This is a genomic window from Rhizobium sp. LARHSG275 (genome assembly GCF_052871115.1).
This window is the reverse complement of the sequence record NZ_JBIXJN010000008.1, coordinates 28,862-47,446: the sequence shown is the minus strand read 5'-3', so window position 1 is coordinate 47,446 and position 18,585 is coordinate 28,862. Positions and strand designations below refer to the sequence as shown.

Here is an 18,585-nt window from a genome sequence, read left to right as displayed (position 1 = left end):
AACCGCGCTAGTGGCTGTCCTTGCCGACCGCATTTCCGCGACACCCCTTGAGGAAGTCGAGGTCGGCGCCGGTATCGGCCCCTTCGACATGCTGCTGATGCAGGAAGGCATAGCCGGATGTAGGCAGATCATGGTTCGGCTGCCATTCGGCGAGCCGCCGTGCCAGTTCCTCCTCGGAAACGTCGAGATGCAGACGACGGTTCGGCACATCCAGCTCGATCATGTCGCCGTTTTTCACGACCGCGAGCGGCCCGCCGACCGCCGCTTCCGGCGATGTGTGCAGCACGACGGTGCCGTAGGCCGTTCCCGACATGCGGGCGTCGGAAATGCGCACCATATCGAGGATGCCCTTCTTCAGCACCTTCGGCGGCAGCCCCATATTGCCGACCTCGGCCATCCCGGGATAGCCCTTCGGCCCACAGTTCTTCATGACCATGATGCAGGTTTCGTCGATATCGAGGTTATCGTCGTTGATCTTGGCCTTGTAGTCGTCGATGTCCTCGAACACGACAGCCCTGCCCCGGTGCACCAGCAGATGCGGCGAAGCCGCCGAAGGCTTCAACACCGCGCCCTTCGGCGCGAGATTGCCGCGCAGCACGACGATACCGCCCGAAGCTGTCAACGCCTTTTCGGCCGGCAGGATAACGTCTTCGTTCCAGTTGACGACGTCCTTCACCTCGTCCCACACGGTTTCGCCGGATACCGTCAGCGCATCCTTGTGCAGAAGGCCCGCCTCGCCGAGGCGCTTCAGCACCACCGGCAGGCCGCCGGCATAGAAGAACTCCTCCATAAGATACTTGCCCGACGGCATCAGGTTGACGATGGTGGGCACGTCACGGCCACAGCGGTCCCAGTCGTCAAGCGAAAGATCGATGCCGACACGGCCGGCGATGGCGAGCAGATGGATGACTGCGTTGGTCGATCCGCCGATGGCCGCGTTGGTGCGGATGGCATTCTCGAAGGCATGCTTCGTCATGATCTCGGAGGGCTTCAGGTCATCCTTGACCATTTGCACGATACGCCGGCCGGTCAGCTGCGCCATGACCTTGCGGCGGGAATCGACGCCCGGGATCGCGGCGTTGCCGGAAAGCGCCATGCCGAGCGCCTCGGCCATGGAAGCCATGGTGGAGGCGGTACCCATGGTGTTGCAGGTGCCCGACGAGCGGCTCATCGAGGCCTCGGCCTCGAGGAATTCGGCCTGCGTCATCTCGCCGGCCTTCACCATTTCGGAAAACTTCCACAGATGCGTGCCCGAGCCGACGCGCTCACCACGGAAATAGCCGTTCAGCATCGGTCCGCCAGTGACGACGATCGACGGCAGGTCGCAGGAAGCGGCCCCCATGATAAGTGACGGCGTGGTCTTGTCGCAGCCGACCAACAATACGCAGCCATCCATCGGCTGGCCGCGGATCGCCTCTTCTACCGCGAGCGCCGCAAGATTGCGATACATCATCGCCGTCGGGCGGAAAGTGTTTTCGGATGCCGAGAACACCGGCACCTCAAGCGGGAAGCCGCCGGCCTCCCATACGCCCGCCTTCACCTTCTCGGCGAGTTCTCTGAGATGACCGTTGCACGGGGTCATATCCGACCAGGTGTTGAGGATGCCGATCACCGGCCGGCCGTCGAACAGGTCGTGCGGATAACCCTGGTTCTTAAGCCAGCCGCGGTGATAGATCACGTCGCGGCTCGTACCGCCGTACCATTCCTGCGACCTCAGCCTGCGCGGCCATTCCGCTTTCTTTTTCATGCTCTCTATCCTTCAGGATGTCACCGGACCGCCTCGCACGGTCTAGGTCATCGCATTTGTCTCAAGCCAGCGTGTAGGCGGTCTTGACGGTTGTGTAGAATTCGGCGGCGTACTTGCCCTGCTCGCGCGGGCCGTAGGACGAACCCTTGCGGCCGCCGAACGGCACGTGGAAATCGACGCCTGCCGTCGGCAGGTTGACCATCACCATGCCGGCCTCGGAATTGCGCTTGAAGTGCGTCGCATGTTTCAGGCTGGTCGTGGCGATGCCGGCGGAGAGCCCGAACGGCGTGTCGTTGGCGATGGCAAGCGCCTCGTCGTAATCCTTCGCCCGGATCACCGAGACCACAGGCCCGAAGATCTCCTCGCGCGAAATCCGCATCTGGTTGGTCGCCTCGGTAAACAGCGTCGGCTGCAGGTAGAAGCCGGGCGTGTCGCGCGAGATAACCTCGCCGCCGAAAGCGAGTTTGGCGCCTTCCGACTTGCCGATATCGATATAGTCGGTATCGGTCTTCAACTGCCGCTCATCGACGACAGGGCCGATATGAGTGCCGGCCTTCAGGGCGTTGTCGACGACCAGCGTCTTCAGCTTGTCGGTGAGTGCTGCGACGAACGTGTCGTGAATGCCTTCGGTGACGATCAGCCGCGAGGAGGCGGTGCAGCGTTGGCCGGTCGAGAAGAAGCCGGAATTGGCGGCCGCCTCGACGGCGACGTTGAGATCGGCATCGTCGAGCACGACCATCGGGTTCTTGCCGCCCATTTCCAGCTGGAACTTGCGGTTATGCTCGATGGAGGCGGCGGCGACACGTCTGCCGGTGCCGGTGGAACCGGTGAAGGTGATGCCGTGAACGTCGGGGCTTTCGAGCATGGCCTGACCGACCACCGAGCCCTTGCCCATGACGAGGTTCAGCACGCCCTTCGGCAGGCCGGCGCGGTTGAGGATATCGACGATCGCCCAGGAACAGGCGGGCACCAGTTCGGCCGGCTTGAAGACGACGGTGTTGCCGTAGCAGAGCGCCGGCGCGATTTTCCAGGCGGGAATGGCGATCGGGAAATTCCACGGTGTGATGATGCCGATGACGCCGAGCGCCTCGCGGGTGATCTCGACGCCGATATTCGGACGAACCGACGGAAGGACCTCACCGGCCAGCCGCAGTGCCTCGCCGGCAAAGAATTCGAAGATCTGCGAAGCGCGGATCACCTCGCCCGTCGCCTCCGGCAGCGTCTTGCCTTCTTCGCGGGCAAGCAACGCACCGAGCTCGTCTTTGCGCGCCATGATCTCGTCGCCAGCCTTCTTCAGGATGACGTGGCGCTCCCAGATGCCGGAGCGCGACCAGGCCGGGAAGGCGGCCTTGGCGGCGGCAATGGCGTTTCTCGTGTCATCAGCGCTGCCGTCGGCATAGAGGCCGACGATCTCGTTCGTATCCGACGGGTTGATGTTCTTCGTCGCGTTCGAGCCGACCCATTCGCCGGCGATCAGGTTTTGATAAATGGTCATGGGCTCAACAAGCCTCCTCTACCGTTTACGAGCATGATCCGACCGCCGAATGCGGCCGGGTCTTCAAATCAGAGCTGCCTGACGGCGATCTCTTCCTCGGCGGCCACCTCAAGCGGATTGCGGAGCGCCAAGCCGAATTCGGCGACTTCGATCTCGAACACATCGCCCTCTTCGGTCTTGACGCCGTCGGCAAAGGAAAGGGTCGCCGTACCAAACATATGGACGTGAACATCACCCGGAACACGGAAGAGGCCATATTTAAAATGGTGGTATTCCAGATTGGCGAAGGTGTGCGACATGTTCGCCTCACCGGACAGGAACGGCTTTTCGAAAATCACCTTGTCACCGCGCTTGATGCGCGAGGTGCCGCGAATATCCTCAGGCGCTGCGCCGACGCGGATTTCCGGGCCAAAGCTTGCCGGGCGCAGCTTCGAATGGGCGAGATAGAGATAGTTGATCCGCTCGGTAACGTGGTCGGAAAATTCGTTCGACAGTGCAAAGCCGACGCGGAACGGCGAGCCGTCCTTGGCGATCACGTAGATGCCGGCCATCTCAGGCTCTTCGCCGCCGTCGAGCGCGAAGGAAGGCGAAACCAGCGGCGCGCCGGGGGCTGCGGCTCCGTAGCCGTTACCCTTGTAGAACCATTCGGGCTGGACGCCCTTTTCGCCGGCCTTCGGCTTGCCGTTCTCAAGGCCCATCTTGAACATCTTCATCGAGTCCGTCAGGGTTTCCTCGGCGGCTTCCGCGGTCTTCTTGTGCATGGAATCGCGCGTTGCCGCCGATCCCAAATGCGTCAGGCCGGTGCCGGTCAGATGCAGATGGGCGGCGTCGGGATGGGTGATCGGCGGCAAGAAGCGGCCTTCCGCATAGGCCTTTTCAAGATCGACGGCGTCGCCATAGCCATGCGCTTCGATGACGGAGGCAAGAGACTTGCCGCCGTCTGCGGCCTCCATCGCCAGCGCATAGACGCTGACGGCGTTCTTCACCGACTTGGCAGCGCCGCCCGGCTCGCGAACGGCAACGACGATCTCTCCGTTTGCACCCTTGATCTGTGAAATAAGCACGTCTTCGATCCTTCTCGTTTCGGCGAAGACAGGAAAAAGCTCCGCCTGCCCGGCTCCATCAGGAGCCGGAATCCATCATTCATAGGACTGCGAATGCCTGGCTGGCGCTTAGGAAGCGCTCAGCCCTTGTTCTTATTGTAGACGTCGAAGAATACGGCGGCGAGGAGCACCGCGCCTTTGACCATCTGCTGCGAATCGGTGCCGAGACCGTGGATCGACATGCCGTTGTTCATGATGCCCATGATCAGAGCGCCGATAACAGCGCCGGTCACCTTGCCGACGCCGCCCTGGGCGGATGCGCCGCCGATGAAGCAGGCCGCGATCACGTCGAGTTCAAGACCGAAGCCGCCCTTGGCCGTTGCCGAGTTGAGACGCAGGGCAACGATCAGTCCGGCCAGTCCGGCAAGCAGGCCCATGTTTGCAAACGTCAGGAAGGTCAGCCGCTCGGTGTTGATACCGGAAAGCTTCGTCGCCTTCTCATTGCCGCCCATGGCGTAGATGCGGCGGCCGATCGTCGTGCGGCGGGTAATGAAGGCATAGGCAGCCACCAGAACAAGCATGACCATCAGCACATTCGGGAAGCCGCGATAGATCGACAGCTGGTAACCGAGCACCAGAATGGCGAAGGTGACGAGGGCGTTCTGGACGAGGAAAAAGCCCAGCGGCTCGACGTCATTGCCATGCTTTTCATTCGATAGGCGTTTGCGCCATGCCAGGTAGAAGAGGGTTACGGCGCCGACAACGGTCAGAATGATCGAGGTCGAGTTGATGCCGCCCATATCGAAAGCGTTCGGCAGGAAGCCGATGCTGATCAGCTGGAAAGCCGGCGGGAAAGGACCGATGCTGGTGCCGGTCCCCGATGCCGTCATCACGAACAGCGTCAGGCCGCGGAAGACGAGCATGCCGGCCAGTGTGACGATGAAGGACGGGATCTTGTGATAAGCGACGAAATAGCCCTGGACGCCGCCGACAAGCGCGCCCATGGCAAGGCAGATGATACCCGCCAGGACATAATTGGTGTGCCATTGCACCGTCATCACGCCGGCGATGGCGCCGATGAAGCCGACCACCGAGCCGACGGAAAGATCGATATGGCCAGCGACGATCACCAGCAGCATGCCGAGCGCCATGATGACGATGAACGAGTTCTGCAGAATGATGTTTGTCAGGTTGAGCGGCCTGAAGAGAACGCCACCGGTCGAGAACTGGAAGAACACCATGATCGCGATGAGGGCGATAAACATGCCGTATTCGCGGATGTTGCCGCGAACGTAGTCTCCGACCGAGACGACACGCCCCTGCTCAGCGATGGGTTGATTGATCGGCGTCATTGTTTCTTCTCCCCTGAGCGCATGATAGCGCGCATGATGGTTTCCTGGCTTGCTTCTCCCTTCGGCAGTTCTGCGACGATGCGTCCTTCGTTCATCACGTAGATGCGGTCACACGTTCCGAGCAGCTCGGGCATTTCCGACGAGATCATCAGAACGCCCTTTCCATCGGCGGCAAGCTGGTTGATGATAGTATAAATTTCATATTTTGCGCCAACATCGATGCCGCGCGTCGGCTCGTCGAGGATCAAAATATCCGGATCGGAGAACAGCCACTTCGACAGCACCACCTTCTGCTGGTTGCCGCCGGAAAGATTGACCGCCTCCTGGAAGATGCTGGAGGAACGGATGCGCAACTTCGACCGATAGTCGGTCGCAACCCTGGATTCCTTGACGCTGTCGATAACGGACGCATTCGACACCGCCTTCAAATTGACGAGCGTCGTGTTGTGCAGGATCGTATCATTGAGAACGAGGCCAAGCTGCTTGCGGTCTTCGGTAACGTAGGCGAGACCCGCGTCGATCGCCCTGCGCACGGTGCTGACGTCGACCGGCTTGCCGTGCATCAGCGCCTCGCCCGAAACCTTGTGGCCATAGGCCTTGCCGAACAGGCTCATGGCGAATTCGGTGCGCCCCGCCCCCATCAGACCGGCAATACCAACGACTTCGCCCTTGCGGACTGTGATGTTGATATTGTGCAGGACCTGACGGTCGCGGTGCTGCTGGTGATAGGCGTTCCAGTTCTTGACTTCGAGAATGGTTTCGCCGATCGGCACCGAACGCGGAGGGTAGCGGTCCTCGAGATCGCGACCGACCATGTTGCGAATGATGATGTCTTCGCTGATCTCGTCCGCGTGACAGTCGAGCGTCTTGACCGTCATGCCGTCGCGCAGGACCGTGATCTGGTCGGCCACCTTGCGGATCTCGTTCAGCTTATGGGAAATGATGATCGAAGTGATGCCCTGCTTGCGGAACTCCATGAGCAGAGTGAGCAGCGCGTCGGAATCGCGTTCATTGAGCGAAGCGGTCGGCTCGTCCAGGATGAGCAGCTTGACGCTCTTCGACAGCGCCTTGGCGATCTCGACGAGCTGCTGCTTGCCGACGCCGATGTCGGTCACCAGCGTGTTCGGAGATTCGGACAGGCCTACTTTCTTCAGCAGCTGCTTCGTGCGGTTGAATGTCTCGTCCCAGCTGATGACGCCGCTCTTGGCATTCTCGTTGCCGAGGAAGATGTTTTCGCCGATCGACAGCAACGGCACGAGCGCCAGTTCCTGGTGAATGATGACGATGCCGATTTCTTCTGAGTCCTTCAGGACCTTGAAGTTGCGCGTCTCGCCTTCGTAGACGATGTCGCCTTCATAGCTTCCTGTGGGATAGACGCCTGATAGCACTTTCATCAGGGTCGATTTGCCGGCCCCGTTTTCGCCCACCAATGCGTGGATTTCACCCTGGCGAACCTTGAGGTTCACATTCTCCAGCGCCTTGACGCCCGGGAACGTCTTGGTGATGCTCCGCATTTCGAGGATGGTATTGTCCATAGTCAAAGTTCCAGCGCCGACAGCCGTCAAGCGGCTGGGCGATCATAAAATCGAAGACCGGAACCCGCAAGCGCGGGTTCCGGTCCTTCTCATTACTTCAGCTTGTCTTCAGAGTAGTAACCGCTGTCGACGAGGATCTGCTTGTAGTTGGTCTTGTCGACGGCAACCGGCTTCAGCAGATAGGACGGGACGACCTTGACGCCGTTGTCGTAGGTCTTCGTGTCGTTGACCTCAGGCTCCTTGCCGGACATGACGGCGTCGACCATGGCAACAGTGACCTTGGCGAGTTCGCGGGTGTCCTTGAAGATCGTCGAGTGCTGTTCGCCAGCGATGATCGACTTGACCGACGGGATTTCAGCGTCCTGACCGGTGACGATCGGGAGCGGCTGAGCCGCAGTACCGTAACCAACGCCCTTCAGCGAGGAGATGATACCGATGGACAGACCGTCGTAAGGCGACAGAACGGCATCGACCTTGGCGTCGGTGTAGTTGGCCGAGAGCAGGTTGTCCATGCGGGCCTGGGCCGTTGCCGGATCCCAACGCAGCGTGCCGACCTTGTCCATGCCGGTCTGGCCGGACTTCACGATGAGCTTGCCGCTGTCGATGTAGGGCTGCAGGACGGACATTGCGCCATCATAGAAGAAGAAGGCGTTGTTGTCGTCAGGCGAGCCGCCGAACAGTTCGATGTTGAACGGGCCCTTGCCATCCTTGAGGCCGAGGCCGTCAACGATGGAGCCGGCCTGCAGAACGCCGACCTGGAAGTTGTCGAAAGTGGCGTAGTAGTCGACGTTGCCCGAATCGCGGATCAGGCGGTCGTAAGCGATGACCTTGATGCCGGCGTCATGTGCCTTCTGGAGAACGTCGGAAAGCGTCGTGCCGTCGATCGAAGCAATGACGAGAACCTTGGCACCCTTGGTGACCATGTTTTCGATCTGCGAAAGCTGGTTCGGAATGTCGTCGTCGCCATACTGCAGGTCAGTGCCGTAACCGGCAGCCTGCAGCTGCTTGACGATGTTGTTGCCGTCATCGATCCAGCGGGCAGAAGCCTTGGTCGGCATCGCAATACCGACGGTGCCCTTATCCGCGGCCAGAGCCGGTGCAACGAACGAAGCGACGCCGAAGGCAGCCGCAGCCATCAATGAGATAATGGATTTCATTTCTCTCTCCCTTGTTAATAAGCAGCGGACGAAAAATCGCCCGCCCCGAAACTGTGGCAGGTTCCGTATTGGATAGTTACTTCAGATGGTGAGAAACGAAGTAGGTCTCCTCCACGATCTCACACGTGTTGAGTGCCAACCAGCACACGGCGGCAAACTGGTATGGATTCCTATAACTGTCAAATAGAATAAGTGCTAACGTGCATAACAATTTTGGTATATCGTTAAAAAGTATTACTTTTGATGGAGCGCAGCGAGGAGGCTGCAACCATGACGGCTATTTCTGAGCCATTTTTGATGGATCACGTCGATATCCACAGCGATAATTTCGGCGATGACGGCCTTTTGCGTGCAGGACTTAAGCTGAATCACCTGCGCATGATCATCGCAATCGAAGATAGTGGACAGATTTCCGCAGCTGCGGAAGTCCTGAACATTTCGCAGCCTGCCGCGTCGCGCATGTTGTCCGAAATGGAATCGATCACCAAGACGTCGCTCTATGAGCGCGTGGCCCGCGGCGTCGTGCTGACGACCTTCGGCGCAGCGCTTGCCCGAAGGGCTCGGAAGATCCTTCTGGAGCTGCGCGAGGCGAGCCGCGAGATCGGGGAATTGAAAAGCGGCAAGGGCGGGTCGGTCTTCATCGGCGCAGTGACCGCACCGGCCATGAGCCTCGTCGTGCCGGCAATCAACAAGGTGCGCAAAGCCTATCCCGGCATTGAGATCAACATCCAGGTGGAGACGAGCAACGTGCTTGCCCGCGAGCTGCTCGCCGCCCGCCACGACTTCATCATCGGTCGCATTCCCGATGATCTCAACCCGCGCCTGTTCGAGGTGACGGAGATCGGTATCGAGCGCGCCTGCCTGATCGTGCGCAGCCGCCATCCGCTCATGAAGCAGAAGACGAGCAGCCTCTCCGACGTCAGGGACTACGACTGGGTGTTCCAGCCGCCGGGCACGCTGCTGCGCCGCACGATCGAGGACGTTTTCCTGTCGCGTGGCGTGGCGCTGCCCGAAAACATCGTCAACACCTCCTCGCTGCTTCTGACCTGCGCCATCATCTGCGAAACCGATGCGATCGCTCCCGTTGCCGTCGACGTCGCCCAGTTCCTTGCCAGCCAGGGCTCGAATGCCTCTGATGTGCGCATGCTGCCGATCGATTTCGACATCAACGTCAAACCCTACAGCATGATCACGGCCAGGGAACGGGCGCTGCCGCCGAGTGCACGGCTGCTCTACGACATCATCATCGAGGAGAGCCACAAGCAGGCCGGCTGACGACAGCCGCAAGCCCTGCGCCATCTTGCTCTTCTTTAATGCGCCTGGAGCAATTCCAGCAAAACTGTGCAGCGATTTTAACGTCCGGAATTGCGCGAACAAAAAGATAGAGCATTTCCGTGATTCGAAGAAAAAACGGAGATGCTCTCAAGGAAGGCGGGATGCTGTTCGGACAGTCGGTATTTCAATCAGTCCTCGAGCGGCTGATGGCGGAGGATGAGACGACCGAAGCCCCGGCGGCCCATCGTGTCTCCGGTCTCGGCACCGGGCTTGCCTTCGATGTGATGGCGGGCGTCTCAGTCGCCTCGCAGCGCGTTGGCCAGGCCTATTTCGACAATCTGGAACTCGATGCTGTCGCTGGGGTCGTGGAGAAACCGGCGCCTGCGCCTCCACCCGAGCCCATCATGCCGGATCATCTCGTGCGCACGACTCCGCAGGAGGTTGCTGAAGAACTGGCGATTTCCGCCGCCGATACGCTGCTGACACTCCGCGAGAAGCGCCGCGCCTTCGCGCGCGCCAATCATCCCGATGGCGTAGAATTGCCCTTCCGTGACAACGCGACGAAGCGCATGATGCTGGCCAATCTGCTGATCGACGAAGCGCTGCGGCGATTGAGCCGCTGACTATTCCGCCTGCCCGTCCTTCGAAAGTTTTTCAGCGGCCGCCACGGGTTCGCCTTCGTCCTCGGCGTCAGGCTGCACGGGCGGCTCGATGGCAGGAGGCTGCGGGTTGAAGGTCCAGAACAGCATATAGAAGGAATAGGCGCCCGCCCCGCCGGCCAGCACCGCCCAGAACGGATCGCCGGTGACAAGTTCGACCACGGCCCAACCGAAGCAGACGGCAACGATGGCAATCCGCACCCAGAGGCGCCGATATGCCGGATGATTCGGATCGATGAGTTTCATTCCTGCCCCGCGGTCGCATTTGTCGCACGGCCGTCGGCCCGTGCCGCGATTGTCTCTAGAGCATGATGCCGAAAAGTGTAAGCGGTTTTCGGACGACGTCATGCTTAACTATATAATGCAGGACAGGATTCAGATTTTAGGCCGACCGGCCTAAAATCATTCTGTTCTAGGGCCTTTCCTGGTCAGATTAAAGTATTCTCTTGGCTGAAGGGCCGGGCATCTTTCCGCCAGGATCAGAGGCGACCGGCTCCGCACTGACCAAAATCTGCTCTGGCAGAACACTTCAATCCGACTGGGGCAGGCTCTGGTTCGAATCTTGCAAATGTGAAAGATCCGCGGGCTTGACGTGGTTCACAGAAGATGGAATGAAAATTCCAGAATTTTGACAATTCGGTTTATTTGTTCCGAATTCAAGGGAGGTTAAAATGACAGTGAGATTTGGTCTTCTCGGCGCCGGCCGCATTGGCAAGGTCCATGCAAAAGCCGTCAGCGGCGGCGCCAATGCGACGCTCGTCGCGGTCGCAGACGCCGTTCCGCAGGCTGCCGAAGCAATCGCCTCCGCCTATGGCTGCGAGGTCCGCACCATCGACGCGATCGAGGCAGCCAAGGATATAGATGCCGTCGTCATCTGCACGCCGACGGATACACATGCCGACCTGATCGAGCGTTTCGCCCGCGCCGGGAAGGCGATCTTCTGCGAAAAGCCGATCGATCTCGACGTTGCCCGCGTCAAGGCCTGCATCAAGGTAGTGGAAGAGACCGGCGCCAAGCTGATGGTCGGCTTCAACCGCCGTTTCGACCCACATTTCATGGCGGTGCGCAAAGTCATCGACGAAGGCAAGATCGGCGATGTCGAGATGGTGACGATCACCTCGCGCGACCCCGGCGCCCCGCCGGTCGACTATATCAAGCGCTCCGGCGGTATCTTCCGCGACATGACGATCCACGATTTCGACATGGCTCGCTTCCTGCTCGGCGAAGAACCGGTGTCGGTTTTCGCGACCGCTGCAGTTCTCGTCGACAAGGCGATCGGCGAAGCCGGTGACTATGACAGCGTCTCGGTGATCCTGCAGACGAAATCCGGCAAGCAGGCCGTCATATCCAACTCCCGCCGCGCCACCTATGGCTACGACCAGCGCATCGAAGCACATGGCTCCAAGGGCCTGGTCTCGGCCGAAAACCAGCGCCCGGTCTCCATCGAAGTCGCAAACGGCGACGGCTATACCCGCCCGCCGCTGCACGATTTCTTCATGACCCGCTATACCGAAGCCTATGCCAACGAGATCGCCAGCTTCATCGCCGCGATCGAGAAGGGTTCGAAGATCTCGCCTTCCGGCGCCGACGGTCTCGCAGCGCTGGCACTCGCCGATGCCGCGGTTCAGTCCGTCAAGGAAGGCAAGCTCATCAAGATCGGCTGACGGCCCTCTCCCGGCCGGACGCCATGCATGAGATGGCCGGGCGCACGCCCGGCCATTTCGCGTTTTGCAGATATTCAAAGGGCGACGTGCGTGTTGCGCGCCCCTCTGCCCTACCGGCCATCTTCCCCACAGGCGGGAGATTGGCTGGACGCATCGGCTTCCCCTACAATCAGCATCCAGCACGGCGAAACAATAGATGGGCACGAAGTTCAAGCCACTTGTGATCTCCCCACCTGTGGGGGAGATGGCCGGCAGGCCCGAGGGGGGTGCCACACGGCACGCCCCTCAAAGTCGCATACTACCAGATACTACCGACGAGCCCGTTGCTGCTGCAATCACCGCACGTCGGTTGAAAGAGACCCTCAACCCGATTCCTGAATAATCGCGGATACCTGGGCTCCCTGAACGCCCGAAACAACGATATCCTCGTCGATCACCGACAGCGCCCGGTTCAAATGTCCTTCGAAGACGAGGATCTGCTCGTCGGCCACTACCCTGATCTCGGGCATGCCTTCCATGCGCACAATATGCGACTGCCCCAGCCCCTCTTCTATCCCTTGCCGAAGCAGGTCGTAATAACGCGTGCCCGGCCCGGTGATGGCGATCGGCATGCGCTCCGTTAGGCTCAGCATGCGCGACAGGCCGTTGCCGAGCGCCAGCCCCGCCTGGCGAAAGGCGAAGGCGGAGACGCGGTGGCCCTGGCGCGCCTTTGCGGCGATCTTGTCGAGTTCCGCCACCGGCACGAACTTTGCCGGAATCGTATCGAGCGGCACCTCGAAGGCGCTGCGTAGGATCGCGTAGAAACCGGCATAGGCCTCGATGCAACCGCGCGTGCCGCAGCGGCAGAGCCCACCATTGGCCATGTGCAGCATGTGCCCGAAATTGGGCGCCGATATCTCCTGGCCTGTCTGGTTCCCGCGCCTGACGATGCCGAGACCGACGCTGTGGCCAAGCGAAAGGGCTGCGAGCGAGCGGAAATCAGCACCCTTTACCATCTCCTCACGCGCGCCGAGCGCGGCTGCGACCAGCAGCGTCTCGTTGTCGAGGATCACCTTGGCCTGCCATTCCGGCCGGAGTGCCGATTCGAAATCGATCTGGTCGCTGCCGAAGATCGGCGACCAGACGAGAACCGGCTCGGTGGAATTGACCAGCCCCTTGCTGCTGATCGAGATCAGCAGCACCTTTTCTTGGCTGATCTTCGAACGATCGAGAATGCGCAAAAGCCCGGCCCGCACTGCCGCGACGAAGCGCACGGCACCCGCCGGATCATGCGAACGTTCCTCGCTGAAGCGATCGATCAGCTTGCCGGCATAATCGACCAGCGAATATTGCACCGCATCCGAGGAGATGATGACGACGATGAGATAGCCGCAATCGCGCCGCTGGCGCAGCAGCACGCGCGGCCGGCCGCGGCCGCTTGCCGGCTGCTGTTCTGATTTTTCGATGATCTGGGCTTTTTCCAGCTCAGTGGTGATCGCCGAAATGGTGGCCGATGACAGCCCGGTGGAATCGGATATTTCGGTATGCGCGAGCGCACCGTGGCGACGCAGCACGGACAGCACGAGCACGCTGTTTCTCTGCCGGACCAGCTCCGTGCTCGACTTGGTCAGCATGAATGCCGCCCTCTCCTCCTGCTTGCTCTTCCCTTGGTTTCCACTGCATCTCCAGCCGATGTTTCGCAAGGAAATTAAGCTGGCAGTGCAGTGTTGACAGTTGAAAAAATCTCTGACACTAAATTTCTCGACTGTCGAGAAAAAAATCTGAACCTTTCTCAACAGCTATTCGCGGTGGCCGGAGGAAGCATGGGCTGGGCCGGTCGCAATCCACTCGGGAGGACATTATGAAGTCTATTTTGAAATTGATGGCAGGTGCTGCCATCCTCGTTTCCGTGCATACCGCTGCCATGGCTGCCGACCTCGTCGTCGGTGTTTCCTGGTCGAATTTCCAGGAAGAACGCTGGAAGACGGACGAAGCCGCCATCAAGAAGGCTCTCGAAGCCAAGGGCGCCAAGTATATTTCCGCTGACGCGCAGTCTTCTGCCGCAAAGCAGCTTACCGACGTCGAATCGCTGATCTCGCAGGGCGCCAACGCGCTGATCATTCTCGCCCAGGACTCCGACGCCATCGGCCCAGCGATCGAAAAGGCCGCCGCTGAAGGCATCCCCGTCGTCGGCTACGACCGCCTGATCGAAAACCCGGCTGCTTTCTATATCACCTTCGACAACAAGGAAGTCGGCCGCCTGCAGGCTGAGGGCGTTTTCAAGGCCAAGCCGGAAGGCAATTACGTCTTCATCAAGGGTTCGTCTTCCGATCCGAACGCCGACTTCCTGTTCTCGGGCCAACAGGAAGTCCTGAAGGCCGCCATCGACGCCGGCAAGATCAAGAATGTCGGCGAGGCCTATACCGACGGCTGGCTGCCGGAGAACGCTCAGCGCAACATGGAGCAGTTCCTGACCGCCAACAACAACAAGGTTGACGCCGTCGTCGCCTCGAATGACGGCACCGCCGGTGGCGCGATCGCTGCTCTCGACGCACAGGGCCTCGCCGGCTCCGTTCCGGTTTCCGGCCAGGACGGTGACAAGGCAGCCCTCAACCGCATCGCTCTCGGCACGCAGACGGTTTCCGTCTGGAAGGACAGCCGCGAACTCGGCAAGCGCGCCGCTGAAGTCGCTCTCGACCTCGCCGGCGGCAAGGACATGGGCAAGATCGACGGCGCCCAAGCTTTCAAGGGCGGCCCCAAGGGCGTCGAAATGCAGTCTGTCTTCCTGAAACCGCTTGCTATCACTAAGGAAAACCTGAACGTCGTCATCGACGCCGGCTGGATCTCCAAGGCGGAAGCGTGCCAGGGCGTCAAGGCCGACAGCGTCGCTGCCTGCAAGTAAGCTCAGGCTTGTAAACTGGAATTGCCGGCGCCGCAACGGAACACCGTTGCGGCGCCGGATGCGGATGAGAATTCCAACGACGAAGTTTTCTCCGCCTCGCCGCACCATCGCGGGTTTTCATTCCCTGCCGGAAGGGTGTCGCGACGCCACGCGATCGGTTTCCGGAAGCATCACGATGGTGAGTTGAAGAACAGACGCATGACGCCGATGGCAGCCTCTAGCACTCCGGCGCGTCCGTCCAAACAAAAATGGGGGAACGGCAAACCCATGGCCGAAATGGTAAAATCCACAACATCAAGCGGACCGCGAGCGGCGGAAGCCAGTCCGGTGACCCGCTTCTTCCGCGCCACCGAGATCGACACGCGTCTGCTCGGCATGATCGGCGCGCTCATCATCATCTGGATCGGTTTCCACATCATCACCGGCGGCCTCTTCCTGACCCCGCGCAATCTCTGGAACCTCTCGGTCCAGACGACCGACATCGCGGTCATGACGACGGGCATGGTGCTGATCATCGTCACCCGCAATATCGACCTGTCGGTCGGTTCCGTGCTCGGCCTCTGCGGCATGATCATGGGCGTGACGCAGGCCAAGATCCTGCCGGAATATATCGGCTTCGACAGCCCCTTCACCTGGGCGATCACGCTGCTGGTCGGATTGGCGGCAGGCTGCCTGATCGGCGCCTTCCAGGGCATCATCATCGCCTTCCTCAACGTTCCCTCCTTCATCGTCACGCTCGGCGGCCTGCTCGTCTGGCGCGGCGCAACCTGGCTCGTCACAAGCGGCCAGACGGTTGCCCCGATGGACCAGACCTTCCGCATCATGGGCGGCGGCGCGGAAGGCTCGATCGGCGCCACCTGGAGCTGGATCGTCGGTATCGCCGCCTGCCTCTTCGTCATTGCCAGCATCATCGGCTCGCGCCATCAGCGCCGCCGCTTCGGCTTTCCGCGCCGGCCGATCTGGGCGGAATATTTCCTCGCCATTCTGAGCTGCGTGTTGATCCTCGGCGCTGTCTCAATCGCCAACAGCTATTACTGGCCGATCAACATCGCCAAGCGCTATGCGGAAGCCAACAATGTCCCCTGGCCCGAAACCGGCCTGGATATCCCCTACGGCATCGCCGTGCCGGTGCTGATCGCCATCGTCGTTGGCATCATCATGACCTTCATCGCCACACGGCTGCGCTTCGGCCGCTATGTCTTCGCGATCGGCGGCAACCCCGAAGCGGCCGAGCTCGCCGGTATCAAGACCCGCTGGGTCACCGTGCGCATCTTCGCGCTGATGGGCATTCTCGCGGCCATAGCAGCGGCGATTTCCACCGCCCGCCTCAATGCCGCTACGAACTCGCAGGGCACGCTCGACGAGCTTTACACCATCGCCGCCGCCGTCATCGGCGGAACGTCGCTGGCAGGCGGCACCGGCACGATCGCCGGCGCCATGCTCGGCGCGCTCGTCATGCAGTCGCTGCAATCCGGCATGGTGCTTGCGCATGTCGACACGCCGCTGCAGAGCGTCGTCGTCGGTACCGTCCTTGTCGTGGCGGTCTGGCTCGACACCGTCTACCGCGCCCGTGCCAAGTGAGAGGAGCCCCAGACATGGCTGATCAACGCACTCCCCTCGTGGAACTGAAAAACATCTCGATCTCCTTCGGCGGCATTCACGCCGTGGACAATGCCTCGGTCGATCTCTACCCCGGCGAAGTCGTGGCATTGCTCGGCCACAACGGCGCCGGCAAATCGACGCTCATCAAGATCCTCTCCGGCGCCTACAAGCGCGATGGCGGCGAGATCCTGATCAACGGCGAGCCGGCCGACATCCGCAATCCGCGCGATGCCAAGAAATACGGCATCGAGACGATCTACCAGACGCTCGCCGTCGCCGACAATGTCGACGCCGCCGCCAACCTCTATCTCGGCCGCGAGCTGAAAACCCGCTGGGGCACGCTCGACGACGTCGCGATGGAAGCCTCGGCTCGCGAAGTGATGGGGCGGCTGAACCCCAACTTCAAGCGCTTCAAGGAGCCGGTGAAGGCGCTCTCGGGCGGCCAGCGGCAATCGGTGGCGATCGCGCGTGCGATCCTCTTCAACGCCCGCATCCTGATCATGGACGAGCCGACGGCAGCGCTCGGCCCCCAGGAGACGGCGCAGGTCGGCGAGCTGATCAAACAGCTGAAGAAGGAAGGCATCGGCATCTTCCTCATCAGCCACGACATCCACGACGTCTTCGACCTCGCCGACCGCGTCTCGGTGATGAAGAACGGCCAGGTCGTCGGCCACGCTCGCACCGAGGACGTGACCAAGGACGAAGTTCTCGGCATGATCATCCTCGGCAAGGTGCCGACAAAGGCCATCCCCGGCCCCGGCGCCATGCAGATCTGATCGCGCGCCAAGGCACCAGTCCGCGACAATCAGCTCCGCCGCCCGCAAGGCCGGCGGAGTTTTTATGCAACCTTTCTCGGGGCTGACGGATAAAAACACCCATCAAAGCGCAAGCACCGGTATTTCTGAGAATTTCGCGATTGAAGCCAGCCGCAAGCTAGGCTAAGAACCACCCATCGGACGGGCGATTCAAACCGCCTCAAGCATGCACCCGTAGCTCAGCTGGATAGAGTGTTGGATTCCGATTCCAAAGGTCACAGGTTCGAATCCTGTCGGGTGCGCCACAAACATGGGGGTCCGTTCTGGACACATGGGTTACGGTTTATTCCTGAGACATAGGTAACACTTTTGAGCCGAAAGGGTTCGGCAGTGGTTCGAGCCTGCATGTCTCGTCATCGAAGTATCCCAGATCGTAATCCATGAAGCTTGCAAGCCAGATATGGTCTTCGACCTGCTTGATTCCAACGGCCTGCCCGGCGAAGACCAGGCTGAGATTGATCTTCTTTCGCTTGTAGCAGATGCAGCCGCATGTTGTGACGGTAACCGTCTGGTCGTGGAACGGATAGTCGATCTCCGGCAGGCCCTGATAGGGGCGTGACGAAGCGTGGTAGCGCTCTGCCGGGCAAGCCAGTGCCGAACTCACGGCACAGCGCCGCTATCTTCTCGCCATCCAGAACCCGTGCAACGAATTTGAGACGCTCGTCCATAAGGTTACACTCCTGCCAAGGCACCTTCGCTCTCCTCGCAAAGGCCAAAAGTGTAACCCATGTCTCCGGTATGAACTGTCACCCTTCTCTCGGGAAGGACACTGGCGAGCTGGTCGAGAACCTGCGAAAGGTTATCCCCCAGCCCAGTTTCGCGCGCGAAGGCCGTGGCGCACTCCGCCGTCGTTATCGGCCGTCCGGCCTCACGGAGAGTGCGCAGAGCGAAGCCCCTGCGGTCGAAGTCCCTGAAGAGGTCGGAAACGCCGTCGGTATTCGATCCGTCCCGCTTGCTACGGCGGCGGAACACCCTTGGCTCCGTGCCAGGATCATATTCCGGCTCGTATGTCCGGATGACGACGACGAAAGCGGCCTGCTGCTGCTCCAGCGCGGCGAGCTCCAACCGCAGCTCCTCAATCCTCAAGCGGATCTCGGCCTGTTTCCGCTTCAATTCGTCTGCAACAAGGACCATGCACAATTACCCCCTAGGATCACACCGATCCTAGGGGTTCAGCAGACCGAAGTCTGGTGGCAGTTGCTACCTAATTGCGTGCATGCATTTGCTACCGAATTCGGTAATTGTCCCCTCCCTATTGGTTTCCACGCGGCCGCAGTTACGGCACAATTTAATGAAGGATACTCGCGCGTCGGCAAACGCGGACATACGGCGTCGATCCCCTCGGAAGATGTTATGTTGT

Annotated in this window: 15 protein-coding genes, 1 tRNA gene and 1 pseudogene; 7 read left to right on the top strand and 10 right to left on the bottom strand. The window is 60.6% G+C overall.

The features are described from left to right. Positions 1 to 7: 7 nt before the first annotated feature. The 6 genes from araD to chvE all read right to left on the bottom strand — a co-directional run bounded on the left by araD (position 8) and on the right by chvE (position 8,329). Complete coding sequence (gene araD, locus ACIPSK_RS12335; RefSeq protein WP_162116441.1) at positions 8 to 1,747, bottom strand: L-arabinonate dehydratase; 1,740 nt, start codon at positions 1,745 to 1,747, stop codon at positions 8 to 10. Positions 1,748 to 1,808: 61 nt separating this feature from the next. Further along, entirely contained in the window at positions 1,809 to 3,242 is a 1,434-nt protein-coding gene (locus ACIPSK_RS12330) for an aldehyde dehydrogenase family protein (RefSeq protein WP_162116440.1), read from the bottom strand. A 68-nt stretch (positions 3,243 to 3,310) separates the two neighbouring features. Beyond that, a complete protein-coding gene (araD1, locus tag ACIPSK_RS12325; RefSeq protein ID WP_162116439.1) occupies positions 3,311 to 4,306 on the bottom strand; it encodes an AraD1 family protein in 996 nt (331 codons plus the stop codon). Positions 4,307 to 4,425: 119 nt separating this feature from the next. After that, complete coding sequence (gene mmsB / locus ACIPSK_RS12320; RefSeq protein ID WP_017965465.1) at positions 4,426 to 5,637, bottom strand: multiple monosaccharide ABC transporter permease; 1,212 nt, start codon at positions 5,635 to 5,637, stop codon at positions 4,426 to 4,428. After that, positions 5,634 to 7,172 (bottom strand): multiple monosaccharide ABC transporter ATP-binding protein, encoded by a 1,539-nt coding sequence (gene mmsA / locus ACIPSK_RS12315; RefSeq protein WP_017965466.1) that lies wholly within the window; start codon positions 7,170 to 7,172, stop codon positions 5,634 to 5,636. The genes mmsB and mmsA overlap by 4 nt, the downstream gene beginning before the upstream one ends. A 92-nt stretch (positions 7,173 to 7,264) precedes the next feature. Beyond that, positions 7,265 to 8,329, bottom strand: coding sequence for a multiple monosaccharide ABC transporter substrate-binding protein (gene chvE / locus ACIPSK_RS12310; RefSeq protein WP_162116438.1), 1,065 nt, complete (start codon positions 8,327 to 8,329; stop codon positions 7,265 to 7,267). 270 nt (positions 8,330 to 8,599) lie between these two features. Between chvE and ACIPSK_RS12305 the strand changes: the two genes are divergently transcribed. Both ACIPSK_RS12305 and ACIPSK_RS12300 read left to right on the top strand, forming a co-directional pair. Further along, positions 8,600 to 9,604, top strand: coding sequence for a LysR family transcriptional regulator (locus ACIPSK_RS12305; protein WP_162116437.1), 1,005 nt, complete (start codon positions 8,600 to 8,602; stop codon positions 9,602 to 9,604). A 161-nt stretch (positions 9,605 to 9,765) separates the two neighbouring features. Beyond that, on the top strand, positions 9,766 to 10,227 hold the full coding sequence (locus ACIPSK_RS12300) for a hypothetical protein (protein ID WP_162116436.1): 462 nt from the start codon (positions 9,766 to 9,768) through the stop codon (positions 10,225 to 10,227). Here the strand turns inward: ACIPSK_RS12300 and ACIPSK_RS12295 are convergent, their stop codons facing one another. After that, entirely contained in the window at positions 10,228 to 10,509 is a 282-nt protein-coding gene (locus ACIPSK_RS12295; protein ID WP_017965469.1) for a hypothetical protein, read from the bottom strand. It lies immediately after the preceding gene. A 425-nt stretch (positions 10,510 to 10,934) separates the two neighbouring features. Here ACIPSK_RS12295 and iolG point away from each other — a divergent pair, with 425 nt between their 5' ends. Continuing rightward, entirely contained in the window at positions 10,935 to 11,927 is a 993-nt protein-coding gene (gene iolG / locus ACIPSK_RS12290) for an inositol 2-dehydrogenase (RefSeq protein WP_162116435.1), read from the top strand. 362 nt (positions 11,928 to 12,289) lie between these two features. On the opposite strand, the gene ACIPSK_RS12285 is transcribed toward iolG, so the two are convergent. Further along, positions 12,290 to 13,540 (bottom strand): ROK family transcriptional regulator, encoded by a 1,251-nt coding sequence (locus ACIPSK_RS12285; protein WP_162116434.1) that lies wholly within the window; start codon positions 13,538 to 13,540, stop codon positions 12,290 to 12,292. 227 nt (positions 13,541 to 13,767) lie between these two features. On the opposite strand from ACIPSK_RS12285, the gene xylF reads away from it, so the two are divergent. From xylF to ACIPSK_RS12265, 4 genes are all read left to right on the top strand, one after another. Continuing rightward, the gene (gene xylF / locus ACIPSK_RS12280) at positions 13,768 to 14,808 is read left to right on the top strand and encodes a D-xylose ABC transporter substrate-binding protein (protein WP_162116433.1); all 1,041 of its coding nucleotides are present in this window, start codon (positions 13,768 to 13,770) and stop codon (positions 14,806 to 14,808) included. 267 nt (positions 14,809 to 15,075) lie between these two features. After that, a complete protein-coding gene (locus tag ACIPSK_RS12275; RefSeq protein WP_162116432.1) occupies positions 15,076 to 16,389 on the top strand; it encodes a sugar ABC transporter permease in 1,314 nt (437 codons plus the stop codon). Between the two features lie 14 nt (positions 16,390 to 16,403). Next, entirely contained in the window at positions 16,404 to 17,186 is a 783-nt protein-coding gene (locus ACIPSK_RS12270) for an ATP-binding cassette domain-containing protein (RefSeq protein WP_131711977.1), read from the top strand. Positions 17,187 to 17,393: 207 nt separating this feature from the next. Then, positions 17,394 to 17,470: transfer RNA gene (locus ACIPSK_RS12265), tRNA-Arg, on the top strand. A gap of 38 nt (positions 17,471 to 17,508) precedes the next feature. On the opposite strand, the pseudogene ACIPSK_RS12260 reads toward ACIPSK_RS12265, so the two are convergent. Together ACIPSK_RS12260 and ACIPSK_RS12255 are read right to left on the bottom strand one after the other, a co-directional pair. Next, positions 17,509 to 17,817, bottom strand: a pseudogene (locus ACIPSK_RS12260) (IS481 family transposase); the annotation flags it as partial. A gap of 80 nt (positions 17,818 to 17,897) precedes the next feature. Further along, complete coding sequence (locus ACIPSK_RS12255; protein ID WP_162116431.1) at positions 17,898 to 18,359, bottom strand: hypothetical protein; 462 nt, start codon at positions 18,357 to 18,359, stop codon at positions 17,898 to 17,900. Positions 18,360 to 18,585 lie beyond the last annotated feature (226 nt).

What these genes read in the sequence shown, in the direction of transcription:
- ACIPSK_RS12295 (WP_017965469.1), bottom strand. Translation starts at nt 10,509, where the DNA reads ATGAAACTCATCGATCCGAATCATCCGGCATATCGGCGCCTCTGGGTG.
- ACIPSK_RS12255 (WP_162116431.1), bottom strand. Translation starts at nt 18,359, where the DNA reads ATGGTCCTTGTTGCAGACGAATTGAAGCGGAAACAGGCCGAGATCCGC.
- ACIPSK_RS12285 (WP_162116434.1), bottom strand. Translation starts at nt 13,540, where the DNA reads ATGCTGACCAAGTCGAGCACGGAGCTGGTCCGGCAGAGAAACAGCGTG.
- ACIPSK_RS12305 (WP_162116437.1), top strand. Translation starts at nt 8,600, where the DNA reads ATGACGGCTATTTCTGAGCCATTTTTGATGGATCACGTCGATATCCAC.
- araD (WP_162116441.1), bottom strand. Translation starts at nt 1,747, where the DNA reads ATGAAAAAGAAAGCGGAATGGCCGCGCAGGCTGAGGTCGCAGGAATGG.
- iolG (WP_162116435.1), top strand. Translation starts at nt 10,935, where the DNA reads ATGACAGTGAGATTTGGTCTTCTCGGCGCCGGCCGCATTGGCAAGGTC.
- ACIPSK_RS12300 (WP_162116436.1), top strand. Translation starts at nt 9,766, where the DNA reads ATGCTGTTCGGACAGTCGGTATTTCAATCAGTCCTCGAGCGGCTGATG.
- xylF (WP_162116433.1), top strand. Translation starts at nt 13,768, where the DNA reads ATGAAGTCTATTTTGAAATTGATGGCAGGTGCTGCCATCCTCGTTTCC.
- ACIPSK_RS12275 (WP_162116432.1), top strand. Translation starts at nt 15,076, where the DNA reads ATGGCCGAAATGGTAAAATCCACAACATCAAGCGGACCGCGAGCGGCG.
- chvE (WP_162116438.1), bottom strand. Translation starts at nt 8,329, where the DNA reads ATGAAATCCATTATCTCATTGATGGCTGCGGCTGCCTTCGGCGTCGCT.
- mmsB (WP_017965465.1), bottom strand. Translation starts at nt 5,637, where the DNA reads ATGACGCCGATCAATCAACCCATCGCTGAGCAGGGGCGTGTCGTCTCG.
- ACIPSK_RS12330 (WP_162116440.1), bottom strand. Translation starts at nt 3,242, where the DNA reads ATGACCATTTATCAAAACCTGATCGCCGGCGAATGGGTCGGCTCGAAC.
- ACIPSK_RS12270 (WP_131711977.1), top strand. Translation starts at nt 16,404, where the DNA reads ATGGCTGATCAACGCACTCCCCTCGTGGAACTGAAAAACATCTCGATC.
- mmsA (WP_017965466.1), bottom strand. Translation starts at nt 7,172, where the DNA reads ATGGACAATACCATCCTCGAAATGCGGAGCATCACCAAGACGTTCCCG.